15 protein-coding genes are annotated in these 12,424 nt (G+C 36.6%); 9 read left to right on the forward strand and 6 right to left on the reverse strand.

Annotated features, from left to right (window positions below):
* Positions 1–4 precede the first annotated feature (4 nt).
* The 6 genes from IV494_RS07935 to IV494_RS07960 all read right to left on the reverse strand — a co-directional run bounded on the left by IV494_RS07935 (position 5) and on the right by IV494_RS07960 (position 3,236).
* Positions 5–298 carry a TM2 domain-containing protein gene (locus tag IV494_RS07935; protein ID WP_196079631.1) on the reverse strand — a complete coding sequence of 98 codons (294 nt, stop codon included), beginning with the start codon at positions 296–298 and terminating at the stop codon, positions 5–7.
* A gap of 54 nt (positions 299–352) precedes the next feature.
* On the reverse strand, positions 353–871 hold the full coding sequence (locus IV494_RS07940; RefSeq protein ID WP_196079632.1) for a nitroreductase family protein: 519 nt from the start codon (positions 869–871) through the stop codon (positions 353–355).
* Positions 872–911: 40 nt separating this feature from the next.
* Complete coding sequence (locus IV494_RS07945) at positions 912–1,283, reverse strand: hypothetical protein (protein ID WP_196079633.1); 372 nt, start codon at positions 1,281–1,283, stop codon at positions 912–914.
* Positions 1,284–1,389: 106 nt separating this feature from the next.
* Entirely contained in the window at positions 1,390–1,839 is a 450-nt protein-coding gene (locus tag IV494_RS07950; RefSeq protein ID WP_196079634.1) for a hypothetical protein, read from the reverse strand.
* An 83-nt stretch (positions 1,840–1,922) separates the two neighbouring features.
* On the reverse strand, positions 1,923–2,672 hold the full coding sequence (rlmB, locus tag IV494_RS07955; RefSeq protein WP_230380020.1) for a 23S rRNA (guanosine(2251)-2'-O)-methyltransferase RlmB: 750 nt from the start codon (positions 2,670–2,672) through the stop codon (positions 1,923–1,925).
* Positions 2,673–2,765: 93 nt separating this feature from the next.
* Entirely contained in the window at positions 2,766–3,236 is a 471-nt protein-coding gene (locus IV494_RS07960) for a DinB family protein (RefSeq protein WP_039351603.1), read from the reverse strand.
* A 389-nt stretch (positions 3,237–3,625) separates the two neighbouring features.
* Between IV494_RS07960 and IV494_RS07965 the strand changes: the two genes are divergently transcribed.
* The 9 genes from IV494_RS07965 (at position 3,626) to IV494_RS08005 (ending at position 12,171) form a co-directional block, all read left to right on the forward strand.
* On the forward strand, positions 3,626–4,630 hold the full coding sequence (locus tag IV494_RS07965) for an AAA family ATPase (protein WP_039351605.1): 1,005 nt from the start codon (positions 3,626–3,628) through the stop codon (positions 4,628–4,630).
* Positions 4,631–4,714: 84 nt separating this feature from the next.
* Positions 4,715–5,578 carry a DUF58 domain-containing protein gene (locus tag IV494_RS07970; protein WP_196079635.1) on the forward strand — a complete coding sequence of 288 codons (864 nt, stop codon included), beginning with the start codon at positions 4,715–4,717 and terminating at the stop codon, positions 5,576–5,578.
* A 59-nt stretch (positions 5,579–5,637) separates the two neighbouring features.
* Positions 5,638–6,534 carry a BatD family protein gene (locus IV494_RS07975; protein WP_230380022.1) on the forward strand — a complete coding sequence of 299 codons (897 nt, stop codon included), beginning with the start codon at positions 5,638–5,640 and terminating at the stop codon, positions 6,532–6,534.
* Between the two features lie 6 nt (positions 6,535–6,540).
* Positions 6,541–7,548 (forward strand): vWA domain-containing protein, encoded by a 1,008-nt coding sequence (locus IV494_RS07980; protein ID WP_196079637.1) that lies wholly within the window; start codon positions 6,541–6,543, stop codon positions 7,546–7,548.
* A gap of 195 nt (positions 7,549–7,743) precedes the next feature.
* The gene (locus IV494_RS07985) at positions 7,744–8,751 is read left to right on the forward strand and encodes a vWA domain-containing protein (protein ID WP_196079638.1); all 1,008 of its coding nucleotides are present in this window, start codon (positions 7,744–7,746) and stop codon (positions 8,749–8,751) included.
* A gap of 88 nt (positions 8,752–8,839) precedes the next feature.
* Positions 8,840–9,583: a tetratricopeptide repeat protein gene (locus tag IV494_RS07990; RefSeq protein WP_196079639.1), complete on the forward strand. Its 744-nt coding sequence runs from the start codon at positions 8,840–8,842 to the stop codon at positions 9,581–9,583.
* Positions 9,583–11,322 (forward strand): BatD family protein, encoded by a 1,740-nt coding sequence (locus tag IV494_RS07995; protein WP_196079640.1) that lies wholly within the window; start codon positions 9,583–9,585, stop codon positions 11,320–11,322. The genes IV494_RS07990 and IV494_RS07995 overlap by 1 nt, the downstream gene beginning before the upstream one ends.
* Before the next feature lie 43 nt (positions 11,323–11,365).
* On the forward strand, positions 11,366–11,962 hold the full coding sequence (locus IV494_RS08000) for a MarC family protein (RefSeq protein ID WP_196079641.1): 597 nt from the start codon (positions 11,366–11,368) through the stop codon (positions 11,960–11,962).
* An 11-nt stretch (positions 11,963–11,973) separates the two neighbouring features.
* Positions 11,974–12,171 carry a hypothetical protein gene (locus IV494_RS08005; RefSeq protein WP_196079642.1) on the forward strand — a complete coding sequence of 66 codons (198 nt, stop codon included), beginning with the start codon at positions 11,974–11,976 and terminating at the stop codon, positions 12,169–12,171.
* Positions 12,172–12,424 lie beyond the last annotated feature (253 nt).

Here is a 12,424-nt window from a genome sequence, read left to right on the forward strand (position 1 = left end):
ATTTTTAAAACCAGGTTTTTTTATTCTGGATATAAGTTTGATCGAAATGCTCATCGCTCATCGTTAGATAGACAATTCCTTCAATAAAAGGAATTACGGTTGCTATTCCACACGTACAAATATTTAAAACGATCTGAATTAATCCCTGATTGATGTAGCCGAGATAAAATTTATTCGCGCCGAAAAGTCCTGCAAGAATTCCTAAAAGTCCTGCCGCCAATTTTTTTTCTGAACGATAATTCGTGTTGCTAAAATTTTGATTTTGCGAAGGTCCTTTGTTGTAACCGTAAGTTTCCATGATTTACTTTTTAAATTATTAGTTCTAAAAGTAGTCGGCAGGAAATTTAAAAAGTTACAGTGACGCTACGTTTCCCAGGTAGAATAAACCATAACATCGCTGATTTTCTTCTAGTTCCAGAAATTCATTCAGATGCTGAATCATTCCCGGCGTACTCCAGTAACAGCCAATTTCATTCGCGGTGGAAGTCAAATACATATTTTGAACAGCCATTGCAGTCGCAGCGATCTCTTCCCATTCCGGAAGCAAACCACTGAAGTTTACAGAGATCGTAACGATCGCATCGGACATTGAAATCTTATTGGAAATATCAAGGTATTTTTTTTCCAAAAAATTTTGAGAAGCAACGGTCGCTTTGTAGATCTCAGCGAGTTTTTCACCTAACTGATCTTTCTCATCATTGCGAAAAACTTTTAATCTCCAGGGTTTTGTTTTCTTGTGATTGGGCGCAAAGTTCGCGGAGTTTAAAATTTCTGCTAAAATCTCTTCTTTTATTGGTGTTTCAGAATAATTTTTTGGAAAAACACTTCTTCTCTTTTCTATAATTGCTTTTAAAACTGATGCTTCATTCATGGGGCGAAATTACGAATTGTAAATAAATTTTAAAGCTGGTTCAATGTCGGGTTTGAAGGATTTTTTTTCGATTTTTAAAGTAGATATAATTGCTCACCATAAAAGTCAGGAAAATTAGTCCCAGTAAAATAGCAGTTAGTAACCCTGATGTTTCTTCCATCATCGGATTAAATAAGGAAAGAAAAGTAAAACAGATGGTATAGCTAATTCCTGCAATGATCCAGATTTTATCGACGGGTGGAAAATCTTTAATAACAAGATCTTTTTGATTGCTTACGAGCGGAATCAATTTTTGATGATCCCAAATTAATAAGATGATAACAGCGATCATCATCAATGAAGTGATCACCCAGGTTCCTTTAAAATATAAACTGAGGGTGATGATCCAGATATTCGTAATAATTGCGAACAATGATCCAGTTATTCCATTTATTTCTCCGCAACTGGTCAAATTTCATAACGTCGACATTTAATATGGAAAAAAAATGGGAAGTCTAATTTATAGTTTTCAAAAAAATCTACATGATCTCCATAATCTCCTGATGAATATTGTTCAGGATAAAAGAATCGCCCGGTTTTTTACCGAACATTATTTTAGCCATCGGACTTTCCTCAGAGATCGCATAAAAACGATCGCCTTCAAAAAAGAATTCCCCCAAAGAAACTGAAATATAAAATCTGGCTTTATTCGTAAAAACAAGCGACCCAATATTTACCCGTTCCGAAGGGCTATTTAAAACCTTATTTAATTTTCGTCGCAGATCGTGGAGAGAAGCCAATTGTTTTTGCATTTGGTAAATTTCCTCCTGCATTTCTTCGCGCATAGAATCATATTTCGGTGCTTTCTTAATTTCACGACTGGCTTCAAGTGTGAATTCTAAGAAATTTTTGAGTTTCTCGATCTTTGCAAGTATGGTTTCCTTTACGTAATCCCGTACATCAGATTTTGAAACTGTCTTATTCAGCATAAACGTCAATTTTTTAATAAATGTAAAAAATATTTTTGAATTGCGTTATCTAGTTTTTAAATGGTGGTGATTTGAAATCGGGATTATAAAACCTCTCTAATTTTCTGACGCATGGCTTCGTACAGAATTGCGCCACACGCAACAGATACATTTAAAGATTCGGTCTTACCTTCGATGGGAAGTTTTATTTTTTCATCTGAATGATGTAAAACTTCTTTTGAAATTCCGGTTTCTTCGTTACCCATAACGATCGCACAAGGTTGTGTGTAATCAACATCGTAGTATAATTTCTGCGCTTTCTCAGTGGCTGAAAAAACCTGAACGCCGGATTGCTGAAGGAAATCTACAGCATGTGCCAGATTTTTCTCCTTACAGATCTTCAAATTATAAATGGCGCCGGCTGAAGTTTTTATTGCATCTGAATTAATTGGGGCTGCTCCTTTTTCCGGAAGAATAACGGCGTGGATACCTACACATTCTGCAGTACGACAGATTGCTCCGAAATTTCTCACATCAGTCAATCGGTCTAGAATTAAAAGAAAAGGCGTTTTTCCGGCTTCGAAAAGTTGCGGCAAAACATCTTCAATTCTTTCAAAAGGAACATCGGAAATAAATGCAACAACTCCCTGGTGATTTTTTCTTGTGAAACGGTTCAACTTTTCCACGGGAACAAAGTTTGGACGAATCTTATGTTTTGCCAAAAGGTTTTTCAGATCCTGGTAAATATCACCTTGAAGGGCATTTTGCACAAATATCTTGTCGATGGTTTTCCCAGCTTCCAAAGCTTCTATCACGGGTCTTAAACCAAATATAAAGTCGTCTTTCTCTTTCAATGTCTTAATTTTTATTTTTTAGCAAGTCAAATTTGTCGCTTCCTAAGTTCTTATTCCTTATTCTTTTTACCTGGCTCTTTTTACTTTGCTCTTTTAAAAGCCTTCTCCTAAAATTGCTCGCTTCTGAGCCATTGCATAGCCTAAATGCAAACTTTCGTGCATGTTATTAAAAATGATGGCATCCTGAATATTTTTCAGATCCAAACCAAAACTGGTGGTATAAGGCGTGTAATCTGCAAAAAAGTCTGCATCATAATCTTTCATCAAAATTTTTGACGTTTCGGTGAGCAGAAAAGCCAGATCATCAACTTCAGATTGCTGAACATTGAGATTTGGAAGCGTTCCTTTTTTGTAAGTCTCGATCCAGTATTTATCAATTCTAAAAGGATTTCCACTCAGATAATAACACAAAAGTTGCTGTGTCGCAACAGTATGTGCAATATTCCAGTAGAGATTGTTGTTGAAACCATCGGGAATCAGCATTAAATCTTTTTGAGAAGTATTTTGCAGAATTTCTAGTAGATTTCTTCGAACCTGGCGGTGTGCCTGAAAATGATAATTCATTTTACTATTTTTAATGCCCCAAAAATAGGTTAATTAACTGAAAAAGACAAAATTGCAGCATGCGCATTTACGATAATACTCAAGAATCTTTAATCAATTAAAATTGAACTGTCAACAAAAGACTAAATCGTAACCAGCCCCGATTGCAGCGGCATCCTTTTTCTTTTTGGCGGCTGGAAAGTGGGATGGCAAAGAAAAAGATATAGCGGAAAGCGGGATCAGCTTCTAAAAATTTAACGGAAAAACTTAGTCACCAAACATCAAAAAATATTGAATACCATTTATACTACTGCTTTTCTTTTAACAAACTTTAACTTTACATTGGCATTAATTGTGTTGATTGGTGTGGGTATTTATTAGAAATTTACACTTTAAATTTTAGAAACACTATGTCAGAACTACATCAAGCGGAAGATATCAGACAGCTCACGGAAAAAGTAAGAGAACAAAATTATTTTTTCACCCTCCTCAAACAAGAAATCAACAAAGCAATTATCGGACAAGAATACATGGTAGATCGATTACTCATCGGTCTTCTGGGAAATGGTCACGTTTTGTTGGAAGGGGTTCCGGGATTAGCCAAAACTTTGGCAATCAAAACTTTAGCTGATGCTGTTGAAGGTCAGTTTTCGAGAATACAGTTTACGCCCGATTTATTGCCTGCAGATGTTGTTGGAACGATGATCTACAACATTAAAGACAATGATTTTTCTATTAAAAGAGGTCCGATCTTCGCGAATTTTGTTTTGGCAGATGAGATCAACCGAGCGCCCTCGAAAGTACAGTCGGCTCTTTTGGAAGCCATGCAGGAAAAGCAAGTAACGATCGGTGATGAAACAATGCCTTTACCGAAACCGTTTTTAGTTTTGGCAACGCAGAATCCAATTGATCAGGAAGGAACTTATCTTTTACCGGAAGCGCAAAGTGACCGTTTTATGATGAAATGTACGATCACGTATCCAGATTTTGAGGATGAAAGAAAGATCATGAAAATGGTTGCAACTTCGCATCAACCGGAAATTAAACCCGTTATTTCCCTGCGAAATATTGTAGAAGCCAAAGAGCTCATCAATCAAATCTATCTGGACGAAAAAATAGAAAAATATATTCTGGATATGGTTTTTGCCACCCGTTCCCCGGAAAAATACGGATTATCAGAGTTAAAAAGTCTGATCAGTTTTGGAGCCTCACCAAGAGCTTCGATCAACTTAGCAATCGCCGGAAGAGCAATGGCATTCTTGAAAAACAGAGCTTTCGTCATTCCGGAAGATATCAAAGAGATCGCGAAAGATATTTTGCGTCACCGTATTGGTTTGAGTTTCGAAGCAGAGGCAGAGGAAATTACAGCAGACGATATTGTGGACAAAATTTTAGGAAAAGTTCAGGCTCCTTAAAAATCATAAATTGTAGATTATAAATTTTAAATGAATCAAACTCGATCATTTAAAATCTAAAATTCAAAATTTAAAATAGTTGAAATGCAGATTAAAGACATCATCAAAAAAGTAAAACAGATCGAGATTCGGACGAAGAAAAAGTCCGAAGCTACTTTGATGGGTCAATATCACAGTGCTTTCAAAGGTCAGGGAATGACTTTTTCGGAAGTTCGCCCTTACCAGTTTGGCGATGAGATCCGCAGAATTGACTGGAATAAAACTGCTCGTTTTCGCGAACCTTTCGTGAAAGTAATGGAAGAAGAACGCGAACTGACGATGATGCTTTTGGTCGATATTTCAGCTTCAATGGATTATGGCACAAAAACGCAGTTGAAAAGAGAATTCGTCGCTGAGATCGCTGCAAGTTTAGGATTTTCCGCTGCCGGAAATAACGATAAAGTGGGATTGATCTTATTTGCTGATAAGGTTTACAAGGTCATTCCTCCAAAAAAAGGAAGAAAGCATATTCTGGCAATTATAAGTACCATTCTCACCGCAGATTACGTTCCCGCAGAATCGAAAATAGACATGGCTCTGGAATATATGATGAGCGTTTTCAAAAAAAGATCAATGCTTTTTATGTTCTCTGATTTTGAAGATGAATATGATGTAAAAATGTTGAGAGTTGCATCCAGAAAGCACCAGTTATTAGGAATGCGGATCTTCGATGATAAAGATGTCGAAATTCCGGACGTAGGTTACACGCTTTTTCAAGATTCAGAAACCGGCAAACAAATTTGGGCGAATACGTCGAGCGCAAGATGGCGATACGAATTTGCAGAAAAACAAAAACAAAAAGTAAAAAATTTAGAAGAAGATTTTGAAAACTCCTCTGCGAAATTGATGAACATTAATACCGGAGAAGATTATTCGAAATTCCTCTATCAGTATTTTCGGAAGCGGTAAAATTTAAATACCCTTGCTTATTATAAATGCAAACAGCATTCACAAAAAGAAATTTAGTTTTGAAAAAAATATTTTTTATCATTTTTTCTGTTCTCAATGTCTTCGCGTTTTCGCAAACTTTGGGATCTACACTCGACAAAAAGACCCTGGCTCTGGGTGAAGCCGGAGTTTTCCGCGTAAATATTTCTAATCTTCAGGGCAAAGATGTAGTTTCTGCACCAAAAAACGAACTGCTTCCTTTTCATTTTGAAGAGATAAAAGACAGCATCAACAAGCAGGCAGATCGTTACGACCGGATCATTGAATTTGCCGTTTTCGAAGAAGGAAAATATACCATCCCGGCTTTAGATTTCACAATTGGCGGAAAAATTTTCCACACCATTCCGTATGAAATTGAAGTCGTAAATACTGCGCAGAAAGGCGATCAGATCAACGACATCATGAAAAACAAAGAGGTCACTCTTGATGTAAAAGACTATTGGCAGCTGTATAAATTTTATATTTTAGGAGTGCTGATCTTACTGGCTTTGATCTTCGCCATCTATCAAATTGTAAAATACGGAAAACGCAGAAAAAGTTCGCCGGTAGTTATGACGAATCAAACATTAAAAGATCTGGAGATCTTAAGAAAGAAAAAATTTATCGAAAATGGTGATTACCGTTCTTTTTATGTAGAACTGATCGACATTTCCCGAAACTTTATTACGAAACAATATCAAATTCCGGCAGATGTTTTATTAACGGATGATCTGATCGATGTGATGAAGCTAAACAACGCAATTTCTCCCCAAAATGAAACCATTGTAGAAGATATCTTTCTGCGCGGAGATCTCGTTAAATTTGCAAAAACATTTCCAGATCAAACAATGATGGAAAAAGATTTCGAGGATATGAAAACCTTTGTGAAAAGGTCTTCAAAGGATCTGGAAATGGACCAATTACGAACAGGAGTTTAACAGAAAATGATGGCATTTAATTTTTTTAACTTTGAATTTTACAGTCCGTGGTTTTTACTGCTTTTTCTGGCATTCATTCCGCTCTTTATTCTCGATCTTCGAAAGAAAAAACGCGCCGGAATAAAAGTTCCCACGACGAAAAATATGCAGGAAAATAAAGGAATTTTATTCGTTCTTTTTCTGTTGAAAATTTCAAAGTATATCATACTCACGTGCTTGATTATTGCAATGGCGCGACCGAGAACCTTCACCATTTCTCAGGATCAGGATGACAGCAAAGGAATCGACATCATGCTCTCCGTGGATGTTTCTCTGAGTATGTTAGCAAAAGATCTGGAGCCCGACCGACTCACCGCGCTGAAAAATATCGCAAAAAGATTTGTGGAAAAAAGACCCGGCGATCGCATTGGTTTGGTCACCTATTCCGGCGAAGCTTTCACCAAAGTTCCCGTCACATCCGATCACGCCGTTGTCATCGATGAACTGGATCATCTGAACCCGCTCGAATTACAGCCCGGAACCGCGATCGGCGAAGGACTTTCTGTTGCTGTAAGTCATTTGCGGAACAGCAAAGCAAAATCGAAGATCATTATTTTAATGACCGACGGTGTAAATACGATCGAAAACGCGATGCCGACTCAGGTTGGCGCACAACTTGCAAAAACCAACGGGATCAAAGTATATTCCATAGGAATTGGGACCAATGGTTATGCGTTGATGCCTACTTCTACAGATATTTTCGGCGATCTGGTCTTTTCAGAAGCCGAAGTGAAAATTGACGAACCCATCTTGCGGGAAATTGCGCAAACTACAGGTGGAAAATATTTTAGAGCCACATCCAACGAAAGTTTAGAACAGGTCTACGACGAAATAAATCAACTCGAAAAGTCCGAACTTAAGACGACCAAATTGTATAATTACCAGGAATATTTCCGGATTTTTCTTTGGATCGCTTTAGGCACTTTGTTGTTCGATGCGCTCTTGCGCTGGGTTTTATATAAGTTTTTAAGTTAACGAAATGATAATTTTTAGGAGCAAAACCATTTTAGCTTCTTACAAGTTGGTACCCGCTCTCCGTTATATCTTTTCCTCCCGATCAAAATCGGGAAGAAAAAGGATACCACTGCGATCGGGGCTGGAATCTTAGAGATTTTGTCTTTAGAAAAAATAAAAAAGCGGGAATAGTTTAAAACCCGCAAAATCATAAAAATGAATTGGTATTTAGGAAATTACTGGTATTTACTTTTGCTGCTGCTATTGCCGTTGCTTGGGATCATTATGGTCGCCTATCTCAAATGGAAAAACCGTAAAAAAAATGCATTTGCTGAAGCCCGTTTTCAACCAGAGCTTTTTGAGAAAAAATCTGGATTTTCAAAGATATTACCGATTCTCTATTTGTTGGCAACCTTATTCCTTATCCTTTCCATCGTCGATATTTTAAGTGGAAGTGAAGAAGTAAAAACAAAACAGAAAATGAACAATGTCATTTTCATGCTCGATGTTTCCAACTCGATGAATGCTCAGGATGTGGAACCAAACCGCCTCGATGAAGCAAAAAATATCATCATCAACACCATGAGCAAAATGCGGAATGATAAAGTTGGGATCGTAGTTTTTGCGGGTGAAGCCAGTTCAATTATGCCTTTGACCACCGATTTTTCCGCAGTTGAAACTTACATTGGCGGTGTTGAAACGAATATTGTAAAAAAGCAGGGAACCGATTTTCTGACCGGAATAAATACTGTCGCAGAAAAGTTCAAGGACATTCCAAAAGGATCCCGAAAAGTTGTTATTTTGAGCGACGGAGAAGATAATGAAGGCAATGAGAAACCGGCCATTAAACTGGCAAACAAAGAAGGCATCACCGCAATTACGGTCGGTATTGGTTCTGAAGAAGGCGCTCCAATTCCCGAATATGTTTTTGGTCAATTGATGGGTTATAAAACTGATCAAAACGGTCAAACCGTTATTTCAAAACGGCAGGATAACGCGCTGAAAAATATCGCTTCTGAGACTGGTGGAACTTATGTCGACGGAAATAATCTGGAAAATGCCACTTCACAAATTATCGATGGTCTGAGTAAAACTTCAACTACTTCTGAAAGTGTCGTGAAATCTCAAAATGCAATTCATTATTATCAATATTTTTTAGCGGTTTCGTTGTTTTTATTTTTAATAATTTTTCTCTTCAATCCCAAAAAAGAATTCAATATTTAGTTCATAATCAATGATTTCTAAAGACTTTAACCGAAATTTAACAATTTCGCATAAGAATCTTAACATTTAAAGGGATAATTTTGCAGTAATGAATCTAAGAGTACTTTTTTCTATTTTATCAGCAATTTTTTGCACCACCTTTTTTTCCGCCCAGGAAAATTACAACACCCTTGTATATAAAGGCAATCAGGAATTTAATAATAAAAATTACGAATCATCTTCCTCAAAATACCTGGAAGCTGTGAAAGTGAAGGAAAATGATTTTACGGCTCATTATAATTTAGGCAATTCGTTTTACAAGAGGAAAATGTACGATGAAGCAAAAGCCGAGTACGAAAAAGCCGAATTACACGCATCTTCTCTTCCCGACAAAGCTGCAGCGCTTTACAATCTGGGAAACAGCAGTTTTGAAAAAGATGATACAAAAAAGGCAGCCGAACTTTACAAGCAGGCTTTGAAACAGGATCCTTACAATGAAGCCATTCGAAAAAATTACGAAATTGCAATGCTGAAAGAAAAGGAGAAGGAAAACCAGAAAAAACAGAAAGGAAAATCTGGCGGTGGTGGTGGAGACGGTCAGGAAAAGGATCAGAATAAAGGCCAGGAAAAAGGAAATACCCCAGAACAACAAGCCGGTAGTGGACTAAAAAACAAAGGCGAAGGTGAGGGTGATGATCCCAATAAAAATAAGGGTGACAATGAAGGCAAAATGCCAAAAGATTTAGAAAATTCCATTCTTAACCGCGTAGAAAATAAAGAGCGGGAAACCGCAAAACGAATCCTCAACAAAAACTCCTACTCTACGCCGCAAAGCAACGAGAAGGATTGGTAATGAAACAGAAAATTCCATACATATTATTTCTTTTCTCTGCCATTTTCACTTATGGTCAGGTTACTCTTGCAGTTTCTGAAGTGAAAAACCCAAAAGTTAATCAGCGCTTTAATTTAACGGTGATCCTGGAGATCAGCGGGGAAAATATGGAACAGGAAACGCCGCTCAGAATGCCGGATCTGTCAAAATTTGAAATTCTGGGTTCCGCATCTGATCAAAACACAGTTGTTTTAGATGCAAAAAAAGGAGACGTTTTGAATCAAATGGTCTATCAATGGGTCTTAACACCGAAAGAAGCCGGAAAAATCAAATTCGGGTCAGTCTTGGTAACCGTCAATGGAAAAATTTATAAAACGGAGCCTTTTGAAATTAACGTAAAAGACAACGAAAAAAAATCCGCGGTAGCCGAAAATTTAAATGCTGTTAATGATGTTTTTTTAAACCTGGAACTTAAAAACAAAGTGGTCTATAAGAATGAACCTGCAGTTGCGGTTCTTCGTGCATACAGCAAGGATTACGGGAATTTCCGGAAAGTGAGTAACATTAATTTCTCCTCCCAAAAAAATGCAAGTATAAAACCCATCAACTTTACAAAATCTGAAATTGAAACCAACGCCGGAATGGCTTCTCAGGTTATCGGAACATTTATGATCTTCCCGAATGAAAGTGGGAACATCGAAATAAATTCTATCTCTGCATTTGTCGCAAATGCTTCTAAACCAACGAAGGTTTCTTCTAACAGAGTTAGACTGAGTGTAAAAAAACTTCCCGACGGAATGCCTTCAAATTTCAAAAATGCTGTGGGAAATTTTGATGTTGCGGTGACGCAAACCAATGCAAACGAAATTCCTGAAGTGGAAAAACCGATCAACATAAGCGTTCGGGTTTCAGGTGCAGGAAATTTTGGAACTTTTCATTTGCCCAAAATAATTAATTCTCCCGATTACATTTTTTTTACGCCGCAAATTTCCACGAAAACCGCTACGCAAAGCAATGGACTTAGCGGAGATGTGATTGCAGATTATGTGGTCATTCCAAAAAAAGCCGGCCCGATTTCGGTCAATTTTGAAAACTTCAACTTCTTCAATCCTGACGTCAGACAGTACGTTGATCTGGGACCTAAATCTATTGTTTTAGATGTAAAAACACCGGGTGAAATTGCAGATGCAAAAAGTACCATCGAGAAAGTAAATGATTATACGAATATCGTTTTAGAGACCGTGAATACTCCAGTTTTGCAAACGCATAATTTAAAAATAAAAAATAAAGATAAGATCAACTGGAAAATTGTTTTCGGTAATTTAGGTTTAATGGTTGCCGTTTTTTCCCTCTTTCTTGTGTTGAAAAAGAAAACGGACAAGAAGAAAATAAAACCTGAACCAGTTATTAGAAACTCAACTTCCATCGCAGAAACCGAAGAGATCATCAGAAAAAAACTGAGCCACCAGTTTGATGAAAATATTGAATATTTAAAAAAATTAAGAGAAAATAAAGATTTCAAAACTTTCTTTGCGGTTTATCAGGAATTGAATGCAGAAACTAAAAATTTCTTTTCGGTCGGAAATGAATCTGAATTCAGAAAATATCTGGAACAAAACAAAGGCGCGCACATTGCTGAGCAATACAGAGCGCTTTCTGAAAAAATTCAAATCGAAAAATTCGCGCCTTTTCATACCGAAGAACATATTGATTCAATTTTGGAAGCAATTATTTCTTTATACAGCGATATTGTAAAATAACCAAATTTTTTTTATATTTTTGCGAAATTAATAATTTCATCTTATGTTTGAAGCTTTCTCTTTAAAAGAAACCCTGACTGCGACAATGGTTTTGTTTGCTGTAATCGACATTGTAGGATCGATACCTATCATTGTTGGATTAAAGAAAAAGTTTGGTAAAATTGAAGCCGAACGTGCCTCGATTGTTGCCGGAATTTTGATGATCGCCTTTCTTTTTATTGGAAATAAGATTCTGAAATTGATCGGTGTTGATGTTAACTCATTTGCCATAGCAGGAGCTTTTGTAATTTTCATAATAGCCTTGGAAATGATTCTGGGAATTGAAATACAGAAAAATACAGAATCGAAGTCAGCATCCATTGTTCCTATTGCTTTTCCGCTGATTGCAGGAGCTGGAACATTAACGACCACGCTTTCATTACGTGCGGAATATCATGATATCAATATCATTTGTGGCATTATTCTCAATACTATTTTCGTATATTTGGTGCTTCGATCTTCTAACTGGTTGGAGCGTAAATTAGGCGACGGAACGCTTCAGGTTTTGCAGAAAGTTTTCGGAATTATCTTACTGGCGATCTCTATTAAACTGTTTACCGCTAATTTTGCGCAACTTTTCTCAACATATGTTAAATTTTAAAATTTAAAAAAATGCAATTGTTTTATAAAATATTCTTAGCTCTTTTTGTGATTTTCATCGGATTTAATCTCTATGTAATCGAATGGGATTTAGGATTTTGGAATGAAGAAAATGCTAAATTTGTCTTTTCCGGTTCTGCTGCTGTTTTAGGAATAATCGTAGTTTTAGTACTACACACGATGAGCAGACTTGCAGTGGCTAAGAAATAAACGTTTAAATCCTTCTAAAATCATTACAGGATTTCATTCGCAATCCTTTATGTTTTCTTAAATAACCCCTGCAATATAAATCTAACCGCGAGAAATTGTCGGGTTTGATATTTTTTTTAATTACTTTTGAATTTACTTTAGTAATGTAAATCACTTGTTCAAAATTGAGATTATGTTTTACTTTAATCGTTCTAATTTGATCCCATCTGATAATTTTATCACCAATAAGTTTTATTCCTTTTTCGTTCAGAAC

Source organism: Kaistella gelatinilytica (genome assembly GCF_015679325.1).
Classification (GTDB): Bacteria; Bacteroidota; Bacteroidia; order Flavobacteriales; family Weeksellaceae; genus Kaistella; species Kaistella gelatinilytica.

Excerpts from the sequence above, each read along its gene's own strand:
- IV494_RS07935 (WP_196079631.1), bottom strand. The coding sequence starts at position 298 with ATGGAAACTTACGGTTACAACAAAGGACCTTCGCAAAATCAAAATTTT.
- IV494_RS07990 (WP_196079639.1), top strand. The coding sequence starts at position 8,840 with ATGAATCTAAGAGTACTTTTTTCTATTTTATCAGCAATTTTTTGCACC.
- IV494_RS07980 (WP_196079637.1), top strand. The coding sequence starts at position 6,541 with ATGATGGCATTTAATTTTTTTAACTTTGAATTTTACAGTCCGTGGTTT.
- IV494_RS07995 (WP_196079640.1), top strand. The coding sequence starts at position 9,583 with ATGAAACAGAAAATTCCATACATATTATTTCTTTTCTCTGCCATTTTC.
- IV494_RS07985 (WP_196079638.1), top strand. The coding sequence starts at position 7,744 with ATGAATTGGTATTTAGGAAATTACTGGTATTTACTTTTGCTGCTGCTA.
- IV494_RS08005 (WP_196079642.1), top strand. The coding sequence starts at position 11,974 with ATGCAATTGTTTTATAAAATATTCTTAGCTCTTTTTGTGATTTTCATC.
- IV494_RS07970 (WP_196079635.1), top strand. The coding sequence starts at position 4,715 with ATGCAGATTAAAGACATCATCAAAAAAGTAAAACAGATCGAGATTCGG.
- IV494_RS08000 (WP_196079641.1), top strand. The coding sequence starts at position 11,366 with ATGTTTGAAGCTTTCTCTTTAAAAGAAACCCTGACTGCGACAATGGTT.
- IV494_RS07965 (WP_039351605.1), top strand. The coding sequence starts at position 3,626 with ATGTCAGAACTACATCAAGCGGAAGATATCAGACAGCTCACGGAAAAA.
- IV494_RS07950 (WP_196079634.1), bottom strand. The coding sequence starts at position 1,839 with ATGCTGAATAAGACAGTTTCAAAATCTGATGTACGGGATTACGTAAAG.
- IV494_RS07960 (WP_039351603.1), bottom strand. The coding sequence starts at position 3,236 with ATGAATTATCATTTTCAGGCACACCGCCAGGTTCGAAGAAATCTACTA.
- IV494_RS07940 (WP_196079632.1), bottom strand. The coding sequence starts at position 871 with ATGAATGAAGCATCAGTTTTAAAAGCAATTATAGAAAAGAGAAGAAGT.